Source organism: Phyllobacterium sp. YR620, assembly GCF_900104165.1.
In the GTDB taxonomy this organism is placed as follows: domain Bacteria; phylum Pseudomonadota; class Alphaproteobacteria; order Rhizobiales; family Rhizobiaceae; genus Phyllobacterium; species Phyllobacterium pellucidum.
In genome coordinates this window covers 509,333-530,354 of sequence record NZ_FNJP01000001.1, presented here as the reverse complement: position 1 = coordinate 530,354, position 21,022 = coordinate 509,333, and the positions used below count along the sequence as shown (strand labels likewise).

Here is a 21,022-nt window from a genome sequence, read left to right as displayed (position 1 = left end):
AGGCATTCATGAGCCGGCTTGACAGCTTCATTCACCGCTTGACCGCGCAACGCGATATTCTCAACGATATTCGCGAGACGGTGAACGAAATTGAGGGGCCGGTGCTTGAACTCGGACTCGGAAACGGCCGCACATTCGATCATCTCCGCGCATTGTTTCCAGACAAACGCATCATCGCGTTCGACCGGGCAGTCGGCTCGCACAAGACGTCGACGCCCGCACCCGAAAACATCGTCCTTGGCGAAATTCGCGAAACCGCCCAGACCTTCATCGGCGTCGGCGCCGCGCTGGTCCATGTTGATATAGGCACCGGCTATGACGACAAGGATGCGATCACGCTCACCTGGTTGCCGCAACTCGCCGCTGGCCTGCTTCGTCCGCACGGGCTGGTCGTGAGCGGTCTCGAACTGCTTCACCCGCAACTTGAAGCATTGCCCATTTGCTCAAGCGTCCCGGTAGGCCGTTACTTCCTTTATCGCCGCATCGAATAGCAGCAGGTCGAATTGCCGTTCATTGACAGGGATCGTGGCGACCTTCGAGGCCTCCATGCTTTCCTCACGGAAAATCAGGCAATCCTCGTAGAATTTGGCCAGATATTTGACAAAGTCAGCAGTTCGTCCCTGGCCGTAGAAGGCCGGCGAAAATTCAAGGTAGACGGGGACACGCCGCGCGAGAAGCACTTCCATTGATCTGCAAGCCTGCGGTTCGTAGCCCTCTATATCCATCCAGACCAGGCCAATTTCCTCGCACCTTACCTGTGCTTCCTGCAGGATCGCTTCGACAGGCTTGACGGCGACAACGATGCAATGATCCTTGCTGCTTTGCCGGATCATGCTGCTCTTCCCGTGATTGTCGCGGTGCTGGAAAAAATCGATCTGACCGTCCGTGTCGCCCGCAGCGCAATTGAGGAGCGTAACACTGTCCGTCAGCCTGTTCTGCTCGATGTTGAGCCGAAGGAGTTCGAAATTGCGCGGATCGGGCTCAACGCTGACGATATGACCGAATGCCTTGCTCAAGGCGAAATAGACAGTTTGGGTGCCGATATTGCCGCCAAGTTCCAACAGCGTGGTTTGGGGCCCGAGCAAGCGTTGGTCGCGGAGAATGCCAAGCAGGCGATCGACGTGGTCGCGGTCGAAATTGCCTTTGCGGAAGACTTTCCTGCCGATGTAGTCGGACGGGGAAAAGCTCATGATATGGTCGCCGCAATCCACTGTCATGGTAAGGACACGCGGTCCAATTCCGTGAATCAGGACTTCGCGGCCGAGCCGCGTATTGAACATTCGCCGTGCTACTCGATCCCGAAGCCTGCGCCAGTGCCTGCCAAATGGCTTGTTAGCGAACATGTATGCTGCCCCGATTATGCAAAACGCACGGTTAATTCCTGAGGGATGATGTAGACACGAAGCGGTTCGACGCGGCCCCGAATGGCAATCTCACGGCTTTCAAGCGTTTCGGTATCGGACCCGGCGAGACGGATGGTCGGCTCGGAGACGACAATGGTCGCATCGAGCTCCTTCGCGATCGTCTCAAGCCTGCTCGCGACATTGACGGTATCGCCGATCGCCGTAAGGTTCTTCACCGTTCCGTAGCCCATGGCACCGATAATTGCGGGCCCGGCGTGAACGCCGATGGCGACACGTATCGGCATCGACAGTTCTCCAGCAAGTTCCTCATTCAGCCGTTCCATCTCATGCGTGATCGTCGCCGCCGCCTTCAGCGCATTGCGGCAACCCTCCTCCGCCGAGCCGTTCAAGCCGAACAGCGCCATGGCACCGTCGCCGATAAACTTGTCCAGACGGCCACCCGACCGCTCGACAGCCTGCCCGACAATGGCGAAATAGCGATTGAGGAGGAAGACAATGTCGTATGGAAGGCGCGCTTCCGTCAGCATGGTAAAACTGCGGATATCACAGAAGAGAATTGCAATTTCCTGCTCGCGTCCCGGATTGGTTTGCTGGCTGCCGACTGGCACGATGGCCTCGTTTGACGGCTGCAGGAGAGGGACGACACTGATGTCGCCGGAGGGGCGCAGTTGACAGGCCAGCCGCACGCCGGGTTCTGCGCCGATACGCTTCAACGTCGCAAGTTCAGTGGATTCGGGCGGCGGAAGCATTGATACTCCCTCAATGACCTGGACCCGGCAGGTGGAACATCGCCCCTTGCCACCGCAGACCGCATAATGCGGTATTCCGCCAAGGCGGCTTGCTTCGAGAACGCTGAATCCACGTGGAACCTGCACCGTTTCACCGCCCGGATAGCGAACCTCGATCTGGTCGATGCGCTCCCGCCAGCTTCGGCGTGTGCGCAAGCCGATAACGCTGAGCAGCGTTGCGGCGAAAGCACCGTAGAGCGTGTATTTGACGGTCTGAACGTCTTCAAGCCTCGCTTCGCGAAGGTGCCTTGCAGGCGCCGGTTCCGCGGCCCGGCCATAACTTGACTGAATCGGCTCGCTTTCGAGAACGCGGCCCGTATCGGCAAATCCAAGCAGTGCAAGAACAGGAAGCAGGATGGCAACGGTCAGAAGGTACGGCGCAGCCTTGTTGTACCAGGAGCGATAACGCAGCCAGAAGTGGACGCCGATACAACCATGGGTCCAGACAATGAAGAGGGCAATGCTTTGCCGCAGGCCATTGGCTGGCGAGTCGATCCACAATCCACGAATGACGCTTTCGTAGGTCGGCTCAATCCCCGCAAGATCGAAGCGGATGCGCGTCGCCGCCACGTGTTCGATGATGAAAAGAGGGATGAGCAATCCAAGCACGATTTGCAGCGCTTCGCGCGCGGGCATTACCAGGGTCCGGTGCTGATAGAGCGAGCGCATGACCAGCGCCACGTGGACGACAACGGCACCATAGAGCAGCACCGTGCCAGGCGGGCTGCGCCAGATGGCAATGAACCACAGGCGACCCGCTTCCGCGGCACTGAGCGAAATGAGGTTGAGGGCGTGGTTTGCGAGATGGAGTGATACGAAGACAAGCATGACCAAGCCGGAGGCCAGCCTTGTCCGGCGCAAGGATCGTTCTGAAATGCCGGTCGGCTTGGTCGTGGCGGCTGCTGTCATAAACACCTGATTTTCCTCAACCAGTCTATGCGAAGCCCGGCCCTTTGGCGATACGGGCTGTATAACTCAAACGCAAGCTTGGTGGTCTACAACAATGGTTTTTTGAATATTTCAGAACGCACGAACCATCAAAATATCGTTAGCAACATCCGAAGCAATTGGCGCCGCGCTGGAAATCGTGCCATGCAGATTCCATCAGGATGGCAGTTGCTGCCGACAGAAAGTCAATCATTGCTCATGCGCATAGCGTTCTATGCACCATTGAAATCGCCCAACCATCCGGTCCCGTCGGGTGACCGTCAGATGGCGCGGCTATTGATCGCTGCTTTGGAGCTTGCCGGCCATAGCGTCGATCTGGCATCGGAGTTGCGGAGTTTTACCGCCACTCCCGAGGATAGCAGGCGCGGGGAGATAGCAGCCGCAGCGGCGCAGGAGGTAGAGCGGCTTGGCCGCTGGTGGGAGCCGAGGCCGGATGTCTGGCTCTCCTACCATCCATATTATAAGGCGCCGGACCTCATCGGCCCTCGAGTGGCTGCCGCGTTGAACATACCCTATGTCACGGCGGAGGCCTCCTTTTCGCATCGGCGCGACAAGAGCGGATGGGCAGCCCTGCAATCGCTCGTGGCCGACGCCGTGCGGCAGGCGGACGTCAATCTCTGCTTTACCGAGCGGGACCGGCAGGGTCTTGCGGCGGCGATCCCCGAGGCGCGGCTCGAACGGCTATTTCCATTCATCGATGTCGCGCCCTTCAAGATGTCAAAAGCGCAAAGAGAGCCGCGAAAGCTGGTGACAGTCGCCATGATGCGCAGCGGCGACAAGCTAGAGAGCTATAGAATATTGGCGGACGCCCTGATGGCGATCGAGGACGAGCACTGGACATTAACGATCATCGGTGACGGACCGGCGGCCTCCGAGACAAGGGCGCTTTTCTCGAAGTTCAAGCCTGAACGCATCGAATGGTTGGGAGAACAGCCTCCAGCCGTCATCCGGAGCGTCCTGCAACAGGCGTCCGTCTACGTTTGGCCGGGTGTCGGCGAAGCCTATGGGATCGCCTACATGGAAGCGCAGGCAGCAGGGGTGCCAGTCTTGGCGCAAGCCGTAGCAGGTGTTCCCGAAGTCGTAAAAGATGGTGAGACCGGCATCCTCACTCCGGCCGGTGACACCCAGGCATATGCCCGGGCCATCGCCACATTGCTTGACGATGAGGCAAGGCGCACACGTATGGGCTCGGAGGCACACCGCTTCATTGCGCAAGAGCGTTCCCTCGAGGGGGCGTCGGCGCGGCTTGATCAAATTTTGCGACAATATGTGGGGCAGCAGAATGGGAATTGATGCGACCTGGCAGCCTCTGCGCGCCGAATTGCAGCGCTGGTTCGACGCCGGGCGCCAGGCGCAATTCTGGCTGCGCGATGACGATGCGGTCAAACCCACATCCGCATTGGAGCGGCTGCTCGAGCTCAGCAACAAGAATGACGTGCCAATGACCTTGGCTGTGGTCCCTGCCCATGCCGAGGCAACGCTTGCCGAGCGATTGACCGATGAACAGCGCATTCTTGTCGCCGTCCATGGCTGGTCGCACCAGAATCACGCCCCGATCACCGAGAAGAAGCAGGAACTCGGATCGCATAGACCGCGCCAAATGGTCCTCGACGAAATCGGCGAAGGTATCGCGCGTATTCGCACACTGTTCCCGCAGCGTTTTGTGCCAGCGCTGGTGCCACCCTGGAATCGCATCGACCAAGAATTGATTGCCGAGTTGCCTCGACTTGGATTTGATGCGCTTTCCGTTTTCGGCCCGGCCAAGGCGAAGCAGACGGCATTCATTCCCGTCGTCAACACCCATGTCGATCTCATGGACTGGCATGGAACGCGCGGTGGCCGCAATCATGACGACCTTGTTGCCGCTATCGTCAAGGAACTTCAGAAGAGATTTGACGGCCTGGGCGAGCCCATCGGAATTCTGACCCACCACCTTGTCCATGACGAAGCGGCATGGCAGTTCCTGCATAAGCTGTTTGCTATCATCGCGGCAGCGCCGAATGCCCGCTGGGCCGGGCTTGGCGAGCTCATTCAGCGTCGATGATCTACAGATCGATCTCCTGAAAATCGCGCGCGGAAAACGCACCCGGAAAGTGCTCCCTTGCCAGATGTTCGAACTCATCGAGTTCGTCATCTGTGCGCGACGGCGCATGGTGAAACAATGCAAACCTCTTCACGTTTGCTGCCTTGGCAAGAAGGACGCCATGCTGCCAGGTTGAATGTCCATAGCCAAACCGGCGCGGCATTTCATCTTCCGTATAGGTGCAATCATAGACGACAAGATCGGCGCCCTTGATGAGCCGCATCACCTCGGGGTCAAACTTCCCGGCCTCGTGCTCGGTATCGTAGATCAATGCCAGCACTTTGCCTGCCCATTCGATGCGATAACCGACGCAGCCGCCCGGATGATTGAGACTGCCCGTCTCGATCCTTACACCCTCAAACGGCTCCAGCACGTCGCCGGAACGGAAATCGCGAAAGCCCAGACATGCCTTGCAGATTTCCGGCTCGACAGGAAACCAGGGCGGACGCATGAATTGCTTGACGATCTCGCGCGTCGACATGACGCCGGCAAGATGGCCCGACCAGATGCGCACATTCATCATTGGATTGTAGAGCGGCGCAAAATAGGGCAGGCCGATGATATGATCGTAGTGGCAGTGGGTGAAGATGATATCCAGCTCATCGGCGCCTTCCCGCGTCAGAGCTTCTCCCGCCTGCCGCACGCCCGATCCGGCGTCGAAAATCAGCCTGTGCTTGCCGCACTGAACTTCAATACACGCGGTGTTTCCACCGTACCGTTCGAACTCGGGTCCCGAAACGGCGACGCTGCCACGCGTCCCCCAGAATTTTACCCGAAACACTTCGTCGTTCATTCCGATCTTTACACCCAATCCCCCGCTCTTGTCGGGTATCGTAGCCAAACCGCTTTCCTAATGCGAGCGTTGGCTTTCGAATTAGTTGCCATGGGCGCAATAAACACCCAAAACACATCGTATATAAGCGATAGTCATACGCTTTTTAAGCTTCATGACAATTGTCGATACAAATGTATAAGTTTGCGTATCTTTCCACCGGAATGCTTCGTTCATGTCGTCTTCGCAATTCCCGCCCATTGCAATCATCGCGGATGCCCATTTTCACGATCTCTACGGCGATTATGATTTCAGCGGCATTGATGTTGCCGGGCGCAACATGACCGCGCGGCGGCTGACCGACACGGTAAGGTCGACCCGTGTCTTCAACGAAAGCTATCACGCCTTGCGCGCAGCCCTGGATGCGGTGGTCGAGCGCGGCATCAAGCATGTTGTGCTGCTCGGCGACTATTCGGACGACGGACAGGCGGCGACCATACGCGCCCTGCGCGAGCTCCTTGATGGATATACGCGCGATCACGCGCTCAACTTCATCGCGGCTCCTGGCAATCACGATATTTTCGGCCCCACCGGACGCCACCATGCCAAGCGCCTTCTCAATCCGGACGGTACCTATACGATTGTTGCCAGCGACGGTGACTTCGTCGACGATGATGCGGACGGCATGGTGACGACGGACAAAATGTATTGCTCCGGCTATCCGGCCGGGTTGAGCGCGCTGCCCGATCTCGGCTTCTTTCGAAAGGCATCCGACCTGCACTGGGAAACACCGTTCGGGACTGACGACCGACCCGAGCGGCGGCATTACACGGTGCGATCGAATGATGGCCGCAACGAATACCGCTTGATGGATGCTTCCTATCTGGTTGAGCCAGTCCCGGGCCTTTGGCTGCTGATGATCGACGCAAACGTGTTTGAGCCGCGCAGTGGCGAGTTCGTCGAGGGCCATGCAGGCGCGTTTGTCGATAGCACCAATGCCGGCTGGAATGCCATGCTCAAGCACAAGGCGTTCATCCTCGATTGGGCGAAAGACGTCGCTGCAAGGGCGAGGCTCAACGGCAAGACGTTGCTTACCTTCTCGCATTATCCGGCGCTCGACATGCTCGACGGTACGATGGATGACGAGCTTGCAGTGATCGGCAGAACGAGTTCGATTGAACGCATACCCTCCCGCGCCGTTGCGGATGCGCTCATGGATGCAGGCATCCACATCCACTTCAGCGGCCACCTGCATGTCAACGATACGGCACGCGCGGAGCGGGATGACACATTTCTTATCAACATCGGCGTACCATCGCTTGTCGCATTTCCCCCGGTCTTCAAGATCAGCACGTTTGGCGAGGACAGCCTCAAGGTCGAAACCGTGGCGCTCGATAAAGCGCCCATCGATCCGCTCCTGATCGAGCAATACCGTGTCGAGATCGGCGTAACGGGTAAAAAGGTCGGCCAAATACTCGATGCACCCGATTACGGTACCTTCATTGCGGAACATGTCGATCAACTCGTCGTTCACCGCTACCTGCGGAGGGAATGGCCGAAGGATCTAGCTAGGGTCCTTGCGCAGATTAATCTGGGGGACCTGGCCGTACTCGGCCATCACCATCAGGCGGTCGCACTTGCCGACGCCACCGTTCTGCTTCACGCCGAACGCGGCCGCGACGAGTCCATGGAGCGGATACGAAGCGCACTGCGAGCCGCGGGGCTTAACCTCGATGAACTCGACGCCATAACGTGCCTGAAACTACTCGGGGACTGGTATAAACTGCGGCTTGGCAGCGAATTGGGGCTGGATCGCATTCCAAGCGATAGGATGAGGATGTACCGCTACCTCATGGAGCTTTTTGCTGACCAAAGTTCGGTGAAATCGGGCGAGGCACAGGACACGTTTATGCGGCTGTTTCGCATGATGGGCCGATATCTATCTGGCCATCCATCACGCAATTTCACGATCGATCTCGCAACCGGAAAAATCTGCGAAATCGAATAAGCCTAAGGCCTTGGACTACTTTGCCGTTTGCTTTTGCCTGCTGCGTGCTTCGCTAAGCTCGGTCGTCGTATGGCTGAGACGGTCGGCAAGGACGCGCATGATTTCAATGGTCATTTCCGGATAGTCGCTCAGAAGCTTGAAAAAATGATCCTTGCTGATGCGCAGCGCTTCCAGCGCCGAGTTGGCGCGCACGGTCGCAGTTCGCGACACGTCACACAGAATGGCGATTTCACCGACGATCGAATCATGTTCGATCTCGGCGACCTTGATCTCGCCGCTCGGGGTCTCCGACAGAATATCGGCGCCGCCGGTCAGGATGACATAGGCGGCGTCGGCCGGATCCCCCTGGCGAAACAGGGTCTGCCCGGCCTTATAGCTCACGCGGTCGGAGGTGAAGGCCAGCAGCTTGAGTTTGGCAGGGGCAACACCCGAAAACAGCGGCACCCGCCGTAGCATTTCGACTTCGTCTTTCAGCAACATGAACGTACACTGCCCCCTTTTTAGGTCTTCCACTTCGCCCCTTGGTTCCGTGGTATTCTACGATACCAGCTCCTTGAATATACCGTTTTTCTCAAGAAGAGTCGCGTGCGTTCCCTCTTCGACCAGCGTGCCCTTGTCGAACACGATGACACGGTCAAAGAGGTTTGCAAGCGCCGAATTCGACAGCACCCAGACGATGGCTGGCGGGCGTCCCTCCTTGTGAAGGTCCTCCATGATCTTGTGGGTTATCTGATCCTGAACGCGCTGGTCGAGTGCCGGAAGCGGGCGATTGAAGATCACGTAGTCCGCGCGCTTCAACAGGGCACGGGCGACGTTGAGTTTCTGCCGCTGCACATTTGTGATGCGTTTGCCGCCCGAACCCACATCGAAATCCATACCGATGGAAAGCACGCTTTCAAAAAGGCTGAGCTTGTCGAACAGGTCACGGAGGATGGCGCGGATGCGGTCCGTACCATCTGCTTGCGTAACGCCAACCCTGCCAAACAGGACGTTGTCCATGAGTGTCGCCGAGGCGATGAACTTCTCCGGATCGTAGCGCTCGATGACGGCTTTAAGATCCTCCGGCATATCGCGATGGAACCGACCGCGCGCTTCGACGATCTTGGCCATCAATTCATCATTCAAGAGACCGAAACGGTGCCGCGGCTCGATATAGGAGAAGCTCAAGCGGATAATGCTGGTGCGTTCATCCGAGGAGGCGGCATCGATGTCGCGGCCCTTCAGTTTTTGCAGGAGCTGCTGATAGCCTGGAATATCGTCGGCGGTCATGAAAGTGAGCTGCTGGAAGAACGGATGGTCGGGGGGCAGATCCTGGAAGAGTTCGACTGCGTTCTCGGCAATCTCGAGACCCATTGCGTAAAGGTCATCGAGCAGGCCGGTCTCACGCATAACCGAACGGAAATAGGGATTCGCCGCAAGCTTTCGATTGGTCATCATCGGCCGCTTCATTGACCCGAACAGGAAGTTCTCGCCGACTGTTGCCTGTGGATTGTAGGCATCGAGCTTGAACGGAACGACCAGGTCGTCGAGATCTTCTTTTTTCAGGCGCTCGCGCAGCGCTTCGCGCAACTCGACGATGCGGCTCGTCAAATCGCCGTGGGCGGCGGTGTTGACGCGCGAATTCAGCGCCATGTCGAGGATGTCCTGCGAAATCAGCACGGCATCGAGCACCGGCCGCAAGACGTCAAAGAGATCTTGAGGCCCTGTTACCCCGGCCGAAGCATAATCGACCCAGTCGCTGTTTACGTCGAGCTCGGGATTGCCGGCCTTGCGGGCCTCGATGATGTTCCATTTGTACTGATCCGCAAGCTTGCCCTCATACTCCACCGGGACCATCGGCGCATGCTTCAGGCCATAGAGAAGATTGTCCCGCAAGCTGCCCTGGAAGAAATATGTGTCGGACGAAGCATAGGCGATGCGTCGCCCGGTAATCGCTTCGGGCAGCTCCAGAATATCGCGCCCGTCAATGGTGATGCGGCCCTGATCCGGCCAGACCTGACGGCTGAATGCCTCGGCAAGTGCCTCCGCGCCGCTGCTGCTGTTGCCGACGATGGCAACGGTCTCGCCAGGCATGATTTCCAGCGAGACATGCCGCAGGAGTGGCGCGCCTGCATCATCCGAAACGGTTAGATTTACTGCATGGAGTGAATGTTCGAGCGGACTGATGGGATCGGTCGACAGGGCCTGGATCTTGGGATCAACCAGGCGCTCGACGTTGAACTGTTCGACAACTTGCGCATACTTGACCTGAACGTCCTGCCGGGCCTGATCCCAGTCGATGAGTTCCTTAAGCGGCCCCGGCAGGTCCTTGTATGCGTTGATCACGGCGACGAGCTGACCGATGTCGAGCCGTCCCTGCAGCGCCAGAAAGCCGCCGATTGAATAAAACAGGAAGGGCGTTACCTGCGCCAGGAAGTTGTTGATGAACTTCACCAGGAACTTCCATTGGTAAAGGTCGTAGCGGATTGAGAAGATAAGGCCGAGACGGGCCGCAATGTCGGCACGCTCGAAATTAGACGTATCGTTGCCGTGAATCGTGCCGATGCCATCGACGATTTCGCCGACGCGCCCCGAAAGCTCGCGCGCGGTCAGCTGGCGTTGGCGGCCAAGTTCGAGCAAACGCTTACGCATGCGCGGAATGACGACGCCCTGCACGGCGACAATGCCCGCCGCAATCATTCCCAGCCAGAAATTCTGCATGATGATGAAGACCAGGGCCGTGATGGCCTGGCCGCCCAGAAGCGCGGGCTGAACGAAGGCATCGCCGGTAAAGCCGCCCATCGGCTCGACCTCGTCCTTGATCATCGTCGCGATCTCGGCCGACTTCACCCGCTTGAAAGTTGCCGGCGGGAAACGCAGCACCCGGTCGACCAGTTCGAAGCGTATGCGCCGCAACATTCGCTCCCCCAGCCGGCCCTTATAGGTGTTGATGTAAAGCTTGAAGAGACCGTTGATGACGACCAGGAAGAGAAATACCAGGCTGAGGGCCATCAGCATCTGGAAGCGCGTCAGTTGCAATCCCTCGAAGAACAGAATGTTGCCGATATAGGGAAAGTCATACTCAATGCGCATGAAGGTTTGCGTCGAACCTGGCGTGTCAAACCCGGTTCCCTGTATCGGACCGTTGACGATCTGTTTCGGCAGGTCGAACGACAAGAAGTACGGAATCATCGAAACCGCGACGACGAACAGAATCCACATCTGCTGGAGCCGGGTATGCGACCAGATATAACGGGTTAGGCTTTTTTCCATTGGTAACCGTACGCTGTGAATCCAGCAGGCATTTCAAGAACTGAAACGTTTGAAGTGCACATGGATGAACTCCATGGTTGAATCGTCCTAGCCTACAGCATCCGTTCCGCGAAGGCTATATGACAGGTCGCAAGCGCGATTTGTTTAAATCCTGCGCGCCTCGACGAGTTCCCGCAAGATCTCGGCGGTGCGTTGCGCGCCTTTCAGATCGAGCCCGCCCGCAAGCGGGCGCGGCTTTGCCAGAACCACGTCCAGCGCATTGCCGAGCGTCCCGGCATTCAGCCCCATTTCCGGCACGACGACCGCGCGATCCATGGCCGCGAGCCGCGTTGCACGCAAGCGTTGCTCCGTTTCGCCGCCGGCAGCGAAGGGAACCAGTATCGAGCGGCACCCCGCCTGAAGGATGTCGCAGACGGTGTTGTACCCGGCTTGCGAGATGGAAAGCTCTGCGCGCTTGAGCAAGGCGGGAAAATCCTTGCGAAAGCGAAAAAGGCGGACATGATCAGGCAAGTCCGCTGCAAGTCCGGCGAACTCGGTCTCTGACAGATTGGGGCCGGTGATAAGACACCAGGATCTGTTCGGGTTCGACCGTCGCGCTAAAGCAAGGGCGGCAAGAATAAGGTCAATTCCGACCGCGCCTCCACCGGCAGAAACAACGATGTCGAACACGTCATCCGGTTCCTCGGGGGCCGGTGCGGCGACGAGCCCCGTATAAATGATTTTCTCCTCGATCTCGCCCGCCAGCGGAAAGGTTTCCGGCAGGCTGGCGAAGGAGCGATCGCCGTGAACGAGCACGTGATCGAAATGCTCTTTAGCGAGTGCCACCGTCTCTTCATCCCGTCCAGGCTTCGCGCGTTCCTGCAAGATGTCGCGGATCGACGCCACGACAATCGGGCGCGGGGCCATGGCTTCAATCGCGCCGAGTAAAGGCAGGAGTTCGAAGCGCATCTGGCGGCGGCCGAACGGAAAAGCCTCTGTAATCACGATATCAGGCTGCATCTCGTGGAAAGCTTCCAGCAGAAGGGCGCGGCGGCGGGCGAGAAATTCCTCACCCACCGGGTCGCCATTGATGTCGGCAAGGCCCGAAAAACCGGCGCTGGCGGCGACAACGGCGGGAAGGGCGACAGATTTGATCCCTTCTGCGGGAAATCCTGGAACCTTTGTGCCTCCTGTGACGACCAGGACGTCAAAATGGGCGGCAGCGAGCGCCGAAGCTACTCGGCTCGCCCGCGCCAGATGACCGATACCCAGCAAATGCTGAACGTAAAAGAATATGCGTGGTGCAGTCATACCTTCTGCCATTCGCTTTCGAAGAGCCGCGTCAATTGCCGGATACTCGAATCGTGGTCGAAATGTTCGCGCACGCGGGCTTCGGCTGCTTCACCGAGCCGATGCCGCAGGTCTGGATCGCGGATGGCACGCTCGAGCGCGGCCGCCAGCGCTTGCGGATCTTCGGGCGCGACGACAAGACCATTCGCGTCATCCGTCAGCAATTCCGGAACGCCCGAAATATTCGTTGAAACACAGAGGAGATTTTGGCTGGACGCTTCTACCAGAACATTGGGCAGGCCGTCGCGATCGCCGTCTGCTGCTACCCGGCAGGCGAGAGCAAAAACATCAGCGCGGCGATAGTGGTCCAGCACATCCACCTGAGCGAGGGCGCCCTTCCAGTCGATTCGATCTGCGATGCCCAGCCTCGTGGCAAGCGGCTGCAGCCGCGATAGTTCATTGCCCCCACCGATATGCACGAACCGCCAATGAAGATCGCGCGGCAGAAGCGCCAAGGCCTCCAAAAGCACATCATAACCCTTCTTGGGCACAGCACGGCCAACGCTCAAGATCTGTACCGGATTGGACGCATCCGATCCGTCGCGTCTTGACCGCTCGGCATCGAAGCGTCCAAACCGCTCGAGATCGAGCCCATGGTAGCTCAGGTGCACCCGGTCCTTGGCTGGAGCAAGATCGCGCATGTGCTCGAACCCCGAGCGCGTGCACGTCACGCTCCACCGTGCGTCAGCGAGCTTTTCAGTCAGCTCCCAATCGGCCGACGTCCAGATATCCTTGGCATGCGCCGAACAGGACCAGGGGACGCCGGTCATGATGCTGGTATATGCCGTGACCGACGCCGGCGTATGGATGAAATGGGCATGGAGCCATTCGCCTGCGTCCGGCCATTCATGGGCAAGGACAAGCGCCTGGCCCAGCCGGCGGAAGCGGTTGCGCGAGACATCGCGGCGCAAATCTTTCCAGAATCTTTTTAGGAGTTCGCTGAAGTTCGGCTTGCGCCATCCGGCAACCAGCGCCCGCAATACGCGCAACGGTTCTTCGTGCAAATACTCAGGTAGATAGACGACACGCGCGCGTATTTCGTCATGAATGGGATGGCGCTTCGTGTCGGTCGGCCTTCGCATCGAGATGAGCGTGAGATCGAAGCCGGCGCGCTCCAGTCCAAGCAGCTCCTGAGCGATAAATGTCTCCGAAAGGCGCGGGTAGCCTTTAAGAACGACAAGCGTCTTTCGACGTATCAGAGGCGAATGCATGTAAAGCTATTCCGCGACGGCCGGAAGCGGCTGCTCGCGCTCGTCGAGCCAGTCGCCGACGATCTCGGAAATATGGACGAGCCCTTCGAGGCGCATGCCCTTGCCGGTCTGCGACGGCGGCGCACGATGCGGCAGGCGCTTCAGCACTTCTGCCAGAAGCTGCGGATTGTCCGCCTGTTCGGGCAGCAGCATCTCGACAAGGCCGAGTTCGGAGGCCCGCCGCGCACGGATGAGCTGCTCGGCGCGAGGTGCTACGCGCGGAACGATAAGCGCCGGCTTGTCGAAGGAGAGGATCTCGCAATAGGTGTTGTAGCCGCCCATGGCGACCACGGCCTTCGCGCCCGCGATCAGTTCTTCCATGCGGTTATCGAACTCGATGACCTGGATCTGCGGTATCTTGCTGCCCTTCTGGACGAGCTTGGACCTTTGCTTGGCAGGCATATAGGGTCCGAGCACGATGAACGCCTTGTGCTGCAGGGTCGGATCCTGCTGGTAGGCATGGATGACATTGTGCACGAGATCGGCGCCGTCACCGCCGCCGCCGGTCGTGACCAATATATAGTCGCCCTCCGGGACATGTGTGGGCGCACTGTCGTTCGAGAGGCTGCGCTGGAGGAAACCGACAAATTTCATCTTGTCGCGCACCGACGCCGGCACATCGAGTTCGACCAGCGGGTCATAAAAGTCCGGCGGACCATAGACCCACACCGTGTCGTAGAACTGGTCGATCTTGCGCATCACATTGTTGTTCTTCCACTCGGCCTCGAGCAGATGCGGTGCATCCATGACCTCGCGCAATCCGAGGACAAGGGTGGTCCCGCGCGATTTAAGGTAAGCGAGCGTTTCTTCGACTTCGCCCTTGAGCCCCATCGGCTCCTTGTCGACGATGAAGATATCCGGCTGGAACGTCTCCGCGGTGTGCCGGATGATCGATTGGCGCATCTTCAAGGTTTCATGCAGATCGATATGCCGCGCAAGCGAGGTATATTCACCGTTGCGCAACTTGATGACGCTCGGCACCTTCACAAAATCGACGCGGGCACGGTAATCGAACGCCCCCGCAATGGTCGCGCCCGAGATGATGAGGATGTTAAGACCGCGATAATCCTCGACAAGCGAATGCGCAATGGTCCTGCAACGGCGCAAATGGCCGAGTCCGAACGTGTCGTGACTGTACATCAGGATCCGAGCATCTTCGAAACGCCGCATCATGGTCAAAACCCTTTGTTTTGCGGGTTGACCCGCACAGTGCACCCGAACCTGTTGGGCCCTTATCTGTATGGATCGGCGGCATCGCGCAACCCATCTCCCAAGAAATTGAATGCGAGAATGACAAGAATAACCGGAATCATTGGAAACAGCAGCCAGGGATAGAATGCGATCACATTGACACTGCGCGCCTCAGTCAGCAGGACGCCCCAGCTCGTTATGGGCGGCCGCAAGCCAAGTCCGAGAAAACTCAGCGCGGTCTCGCCGAGGATCATCCCGGGAATGGAAATCGTAGCCGTTGCAATTAGATGCGACATGAAACCGGGCACCAGGTGACGCCCGATTATGCGGGCGCTGCTGGCGCCCATCAACTGTGCCGCGAGAACGTAATCCTCCTCGCGCAGCGAAAGCAGCTTGGAGCGTACGGATCGCGCCAGCCCCGTCCAGTCCAGCATGCCGAGAATGAGCGTGATACCGAAATAGATCAGGATCGGACTCCAGCTTACCGGCATGATAGCCGCCAATGCCATCCAAAGCGGCAAGCTAGGCAAAGATTGCAACACTTCGATGACGCGCTGCACCAGGAGATCGAAGACCCCGCCGTGATAGCCGGCAAGCCCGCCGATAACGATGCCGAGGACGAAGCTGATCGTAATGCCGATAAGGCCGATCGTGAGCGATATGCGGGCGCCGTAGATAATGCGCGACAGGACATCGCGGCCAAGACGGTCCGTGCCGAGAAGGAACATCTGCCCGCCCACCGCCGGGCAAACAAGATGGATGTTGCTCTCGATAGCTCCCCAGAACTTATAGCTGTCACCCCGACAAAAGAAGCGGATTGGTTGGACGTCATTGCGGTTATCGGAATAGTTGCGCTTCAGCGTATCCATGTCGAGCGACATCTGGCGGCCGTAAACGAAAGGCCCGACGAAATTGCCGTCGTGGAACAGGCGAACCCGCTGCGGCGGCGAATAGATGAAGTCGACATTACGCGTATGCAGGTTGTACGGCGCCAGGAACTCAGCAATGACGATCATGCCGTAGAGCAGGAGCAGGAATATACCCGAAGCAAGCGCGAGCCTGTGACGCTTGAACTTCCACCACATGAGCTTCCGCTGCGAAGCCAGATGAAGCTTCGCCTGCTCCTCCGTCATCACCTCGATCGACATGGGATCGAACGGCGCCGTCGAAACATAGTGCTGCAGCGGCGCACCGGGAGAGGGGAGCTGTGCCGTCATTTGGTGCTCCTGCCGGCAAGCCGAATTCGCGGGTCGAGAAAGGCAAGAGCGATATCCGATATCAGGACGCCGATGACCGTCAGGAAAGCGAGGAACATCAGGAAGGAGCCGGCAAGGTACATATCCTGGCTTTGCAACGCCTTGATGAGCATGGGACCGGTGGTCTCGAGCGAAAGCACGATGGCCGTGATCTCCGCACCCGAGATGATCGCCGGCAGAATGGATCCGATATCGGAAACAAAGAAGTTGAGCGCCATCCGCAACGGATATTTGACCAATGTCTTGAACGGGTGCAGCCCCTTGGCGCGCGCCGTCATGACATATTGCTTTTGCAACTCGTCGAGCAGGTTGGCGCGCAGCCGCCGGATCATGCCTGCGGTGCCGGCCGTTCCGACGATGATGACGGGGATCCAAAGATGCGAAAGTATCGACCTGGCTTTCTCCCAGCTCATCGGCTCGTTCAGAAATTTCTGGTCCATCAAATGCCCGATGGACGTGCCGAACCAGATATTGGCGAAATACATCAGGATCAAAGCCAGCATGAAATTCGGAATAGCAATGCCAAGGAGACCAAAAAGCGTCAGTCCGTAGTCGCCCCAACTATACTGGTGCGTCGCGGAATACATGCCGATCGGAAATGCAATCAGCCAGGTAAAAATGATCGTCACGAACGAAACGAGTATCGTCAGCCACATGCGCTCGCCGACGACTTCGCTGACCGGCAGCTGATACTCGAAAGAGTAGCCGAAATCGCCATGGAGCATGCCGCCGAGCCAGTGGAAATAGCGCAGTACAGGCGGCTGGTCGAAACCGTATTGATGGCGCAGTTCCTCGATATCCTGGAGGTTCACCGTTTCGCCCTGTGCCTGCATCTCCGCGATCTGACTATCGAGGAAGTTGCCGGGCGGCAATTCGATGATGGTGAACACGAGAGCGGATATGATGAGCAGGGTCGGGATCATCGCGGCGATGCGCCACAAGATGTACTTCAACATTCTAAACCTGCTCCTCGTTCAGCCAGAACGTATCGGGCATGTAGATTCCGAGATAGCAGGTGGGATCGAAGCCGTAGAGCGCCTGCTTCGGAACATTCTGCAAGCGCGCAGTGCGCAAGATGGGCTGCAGCGTGCCGTTCACGATACCGATCGAGAAAACCTGGCTCGTATAGATTGACAGCATCTTGTGCCAGATTTCCGTACGCTCGGCCATGCTGGAGGAGGTGCGCCAGCTGTTCTGCAGATTGACGAGTTCCACGGCCTCCGGCAGATCAGGGGCCTTCCCGTTTTGGCCGAGCGAGAGATAGTACATCCCCCAGAGCGGCCATTGCAGCTGATCGTCGGCAGTCGGGGCGAGCTGCTGCGGGTTCATATCGGCGGTTGCCACGCCATTTTCGATGCCATACCAGATCGACATCATGATGTGGCCGCCTTGCGCGCGGCTACGGAAGATGTCGCGTTGGGATGTTCGCGTGAACAAGGCCAGGCCCACCTTGCGCCAGTGATCGGTGATGAGTTCGAGAACGTCGGTGTCGAGCGTGCTTTCGCCCGGAGTCTCGACCGTAATCTCCGCAGGCCGGCCATCCGGCAGAAGCCGAATGCCATCGTCATTGCGATTTTGAAGACCGGCTTCATCGAGCAATGCGTTGGCCTGGTCAGGATCATGGTCTATCCACGCCTTGGCATATTCCGGCTTGAACAGCGGGCTTTCCGGCAAAACAGTGTCGGCGCTGGGCTTTCCGAGGCCGTAGAAAGCCGCCATGTTGATCTCGTGCCTGTCGATGGCAAGCGACAGCGCGCGCCGCACCCTCACATCGCGGAAAAGGTTTCGCCACACATCGTCACCGCAATTCAAATTCGGCAGGATGGCGAGGCGCGAACCCCGCGTCAGTTTCCACAGATCGACCTTCACCGGATAGCGATCTTCGGCGTCTTTCAGAAACGTGTAGTCGTTGAAATCGATACCTGTCGCCTGCAGGTCGCTTTCACCCGCCCCGGTCTTGGCCGGGATGATGGACGACGAGCTGACATTGAGGATGAACTTGTCGACGTAGGGCAATTGCTTGCCGTTCTCGTCGACGCGGTGGAAATAGGGGTTCCGCTCGAAGATGAACTGCTCCGCCGGGGGCGCTGTGGTATTCCTCCAAGGATAGAGCGTCGGCAGTTCAGGGTTCTCGGGGCGGTACTCGCGCGCCATCTTGATGTGAAGATCAGCCCATTTCTTGACGCGGTTTTCCTTCATCAGTGCGGAAAGCCGAAATTCGTCCTGATACTTCTTGTGGAACTGCTTCATATAGGCCGACGGGCCAACAATGATGAGTGGCTGCGGCCCGGCGAGGGCAGGGAGGAAATTCGGATTGGGCCGCTCCCAGGAATAGCGGACCGTCAGATCATCCACGACCTCGAAACGCGGCAGATTGCCGTCAACACGCAGCTCAAGCGCACCGCCACCTGGTGTCAGGTCCTTGTTCAAAAGGACGTCTTCCCACCAATAGCGGAAATCCGCGGTCGTGAATGGCGATCCGTCCGACCACTTGTGTCCTTCCCGCAACTTGAAGGTAAAGACCGTATCCTTGTCAGACTGGAATGCTTCGAGAACGTCCGGCTGGAAGACGAGACGCTCGTCGTACCCGACAAGCCGCGCATAGCCGTAGATCGTCATCAGCCGGATATCCTTGGCACTGCCGATGATGGTACGGATCGTCCCGCCATATTTGCCGGGCATCCGTCCCATGCTCTTCAGCGGTACGATGCGCGGTTGCTTGGGCAGCCGCTCGGAAATCGGAGGAAGACTGCGGGCAAGGAGCTGATCGGCAAGGAAATCCGGCTCGTGCTCCATCTCGCGGTCTGCTGCGCGCGCGACCCGGGGCAGGACGGCGCAGCCGAGTGCGCCGAGAACTGTGCGACGCGTTACCAAGGGCGAAGCTCCCGAACGTCAACGTTCTTTCGCGCAAGGACAAAATGGCCGTCGCCGAGATCGGCGGGTATCAGCGGGTCTCCCGCTTCATCGGGCCTGAACTGCGGCGCCCACTCCCCCTGTTCGGAGGCGCCGCTTGCCTGCAGCGTCGTAAAATCGAGCGGTCGATCAAGGTCGGGGAAGGGGACGGCGGCGAGAAGGCCGCGCGTATAGGGGTGGACCGGGTTGCGCAGGATGACCTCCCTCGGAGCGAGTTCGACAATGCGCCCGCCCCACATGACCGCGATACGGTCCGCCATGTAATCAACGACGGCGAGGTTGTGCGAAATGAAGAGATAGGTCAAGCCGAGCTGCTTCTGCAAGTCCTTGAGGAGGTTGAGGATTTGGGCTTGCACCGACACATCGAGCGCCGATACGGGCTCGTCGCAAATCAGAAGTTGCGGGCCAAGGGCAAGCGCCCGGGCGATACCGATACGCTGGCGCTGACCGCCGGAAAAGCTGTGCGGGTAGCGATTGAGGAAGCGCTGATCGAGACCTATGGCCTGCATCAGGCCGCGCACCTTCTCGAGCCTGTAGGCCCGGTCGCCACGTCCATGAATCTCAAGCGGCTCGCTCAGGATGTTCTGGACGGTCATGCGCGGCGAAAGCGACGACACCGGGTCCTGGAAAACCATCTGGATATGGGTGCGCAGATCCATGAGATCGTCGCCCTGCGCCGTGAGTACGTTAATCTTGCCAGAGCCGTCATCGAAAGTCACCGACCCGCTGTCTGGCGTGACGGCCCGCATGAGGATCTTGCTGACTGTGGTCTTGCCGGAGCCGCTTTCCCCAACGAGGCCAAGGCATTCGCCGCGCCTGATATCGAAACTGACACCGTCGACAGCGCGCACTTCCGTCGTATGCTTGCGACCAAAAAGACCGGATTTTCGGGTTTTGTACGATTTCGTCAGATCGCGGACCGAAAGCAGTATCTCGGGGGCGTTCGCAACTTCCTTTTTCTTGGCCCACAGCGTGTCCGTCTTCACCGGGACTTCGCGCAGAGCCTTCAGACGCTCGCCCGGCTTCATGTCGAAATGCGGGACCGCGGCCATGAGCCCTTTGAGATAGGCGTGCTGCGGATTGCGGAAAATCGCTTCGACGGGTCCGGCTTCCATGATCTCGCCGTGATAGATCACCACGACTTCATCGGCCATGTTGGCGACAACGCCGAGATCATGGGTGATCAGAAGCATCGCCATGTTCAGCTTGTTCTGAAGTTCGCGAAGCAACTCCAGGATCTGCGCCTGGATCGTCACATCGAGCGCCGTCGTCGGCTCGTCGGCAATCAGGAGCGCAGGACGGCAGATCAGCGCCATGGCGATCATTGCACGCTGGCGCATGCCGCCCGAAAGCTCGAAAGGGTACATGTCATAGGTGCGGCTTGGATTGGAAAATCCGACGTTGTCCAGCATCTCCTCGGTTCGCGCGCGACGCTCTTCCTTGGAAGACTCGGTGTGGATCGCCAAGACCTCGCTGATCTGATTGCCGACTGTATGCAGCGGCGACAGGGACGTCATCGGCTCTTGAAAAATCTTGGCCATGCGGCTGCCGCGCAGCGCCCTGATCTGCTCGCCGTCAGTCGGCAATTGCAGAATGTCGGTGGTCCTGCCATCGAGGGGATCGGTAAAGAGAATCTTGCCGGTCGCCTTTGCCGTATTCGGCAGGATACCCATGACGGACTGGCTTATGACGGATTTACCGGATCCGGACTCGCCGACGAGCGCCGTGACTTTGCCGGGAAGCACGCGCAGATTGGCGCCCTTGACGACGTGCAAGCGGCCCCCGAGCATCGAAAAGGAGATACCCAGGTTTTCGATACGCAGAAGATCAGACCCGGATTTCATGAGAGCCAACTGTTCCCCGCAGCA

16 protein-coding genes are annotated in these 21,022 nt (G+C 58.6%); 4 read left to right on the top strand and 12 right to left on the bottom strand.

Annotated elements, in window-relative coordinates; all coding sequences use genetic code 11:
- The first annotated feature begins 8 nt into the window (after window positions 1-8).
- Window positions 9-491 carry a class I SAM-dependent methyltransferase gene (locus BLR72_RS02470; RefSeq protein ID WP_091944737.1) on the top strand — a complete coding sequence of 161 codons (483 nt, stop codon included), beginning with the start codon at window positions 9-11 and terminating at the stop codon, window positions 489-491.
- Here the strand turns inward: BLR72_RS02470 and BLR72_RS02465 are convergent.
- The gene (locus tag BLR72_RS02465; protein WP_244506602.1) at window positions 444-1,280 is read right to left on the bottom strand and encodes an FkbM family methyltransferase; all 837 of its coding nucleotides are present in this window, start codon (window positions 1,278-1,280) and stop codon (window positions 444-446) included. The two genes, BLR72_RS02470 and BLR72_RS02465, sit on opposite strands and share 48 nt — an antisense overlap.
- 77 nt (window positions 1,281-1,357) lie before the next feature.
- On the bottom strand, window positions 1,358-3,061 hold the full coding sequence (locus BLR72_RS02460) for an adenylate/guanylate cyclase domain-containing protein (RefSeq protein ID WP_244506601.1): 1,704 nt from the start codon (window positions 3,059-3,061) through the stop codon (window positions 1,358-1,360).
- 237 nt (window positions 3,062-3,298) lie between these two features.
- Here BLR72_RS02460 and BLR72_RS02455 point away from each other — a divergent pair, with 237 nt between their 5' ends.
- Complete coding sequence (locus BLR72_RS02455; RefSeq protein WP_091946500.1) at window positions 3,299-4,393, top strand: glycosyltransferase family 4 protein; 1,095 nt, start codon at window positions 3,299-3,301, stop codon at window positions 4,391-4,393.
- Window positions 4,383-5,144 (top strand): polysaccharide deacetylase family protein, encoded by a 762-nt coding sequence (locus BLR72_RS02450; RefSeq protein WP_091944731.1) that lies wholly within the window; start codon window positions 4,383-4,385, stop codon window positions 5,142-5,144. The genes BLR72_RS02455 and BLR72_RS02450 overlap by 11 nt, the downstream gene beginning before the upstream one ends.
- Window position 5,145: 1 nt before the next feature.
- On the opposite strand, the gene BLR72_RS02445 is transcribed toward BLR72_RS02450, so the two are convergent.
- Window positions 5,146-5,976 (bottom strand): MBL fold metallo-hydrolase, encoded by an 831-nt coding sequence (locus BLR72_RS02445; RefSeq protein ID WP_091946498.1) that lies wholly within the window; start codon window positions 5,974-5,976, stop codon window positions 5,146-5,148.
- A gap of 214 nt (window positions 5,977-6,190) precedes the next feature.
- Between BLR72_RS02445 and BLR72_RS02440 the strand changes: the two genes are divergently transcribed.
- A complete protein-coding gene (locus BLR72_RS02440) occupies window positions 6,191-7,963 on the top strand; it encodes a metallophosphoesterase family protein (RefSeq protein WP_091944729.1) in 1,773 nt (590 codons plus the stop codon).
- A gap of 15 nt (window positions 7,964-7,978) precedes the next feature.
- On the opposite strand, the gene BLR72_RS02435 is transcribed toward BLR72_RS02440, so the two are convergent.
- The 9 genes from BLR72_RS02435 to BLR72_RS02395 form a co-directional block, all read right to left on the bottom strand.
- Window positions 7,979-8,443, bottom strand: a complete 465-nt coding sequence (locus tag BLR72_RS02435) for a cyclic nucleotide-binding domain-containing protein (protein ID WP_091925037.1) — start codon at window positions 8,441-8,443, stop codon at window positions 7,979-7,981.
- 57 nt (window positions 8,444-8,500) lie between these two features.
- Window positions 8,501-11,215: an ABC transporter transmembrane domain-containing protein gene (locus BLR72_RS02430; RefSeq protein WP_027233113.1), complete on the bottom strand. Its 2,715-nt coding sequence runs from the start codon at window positions 11,213-11,215 to the stop codon at window positions 8,501-8,503.
- A gap of 144 nt (window positions 11,216-11,359) precedes the next feature.
- The gene (locus BLR72_RS02425) at window positions 11,360-12,505 is read right to left on the bottom strand and encodes a glycosyltransferase family protein (protein WP_091944726.1); all 1,146 of its coding nucleotides are present in this window, start codon (window positions 12,503-12,505) and stop codon (window positions 11,360-11,362) included.
- Window positions 12,502-13,755 (bottom strand): glycosyltransferase family 4 protein, encoded by a 1,254-nt coding sequence (locus BLR72_RS02420; protein ID WP_091944723.1) that lies wholly within the window; start codon window positions 13,753-13,755, stop codon window positions 12,502-12,504. The genes BLR72_RS02425 and BLR72_RS02420 overlap by 4 nt, the downstream gene beginning before the upstream one ends.
- A gap of 6 nt (window positions 13,756-13,761) precedes the next feature.
- Window positions 13,762-14,967, bottom strand: a complete 1,206-nt coding sequence (locus BLR72_RS02415) for a glycosyltransferase family protein (protein WP_091944720.1) — start codon at window positions 14,965-14,967, stop codon at window positions 13,762-13,764.
- 59 nt (window positions 14,968-15,026) lie between these two features.
- Window positions 15,027-16,202, bottom strand: coding sequence for an ABC transporter permease (locus BLR72_RS02410; RefSeq protein ID WP_027233109.1), 1,176 nt, complete (start codon window positions 16,200-16,202; stop codon window positions 15,027-15,029).
- Window positions 16,199-17,197 (bottom strand): ABC transporter permease, encoded by a 999-nt coding sequence (locus tag BLR72_RS02405; protein ID WP_027233108.1) that lies wholly within the window; start codon window positions 17,195-17,197, stop codon window positions 16,199-16,201. The genes BLR72_RS02410 and BLR72_RS02405 overlap by 4 nt, the downstream gene beginning before the upstream one ends.
- A 1-nt stretch (window position 17,198) precedes the next feature.
- A complete protein-coding gene (locus BLR72_RS02400; protein ID WP_091944717.1) occupies window positions 17,199-19,115 on the bottom strand; it encodes an ABC transporter substrate-binding protein in 1,917 nt (638 codons plus the stop codon).
- Window positions 19,109-20,998 carry an ABC transporter ATP-binding protein gene (locus BLR72_RS02395; RefSeq protein ID WP_091944714.1) on the bottom strand — a complete coding sequence of 630 codons (1,890 nt, stop codon included), beginning with the start codon at window positions 20,996-20,998 and terminating at the stop codon, window positions 19,109-19,111. Before BLR72_RS02395 ends, BLR72_RS02400 begins: the two co-directional genes overlap by 7 nt.
- Window positions 20,999-21,022: the final 24 nt, after the last annotated feature.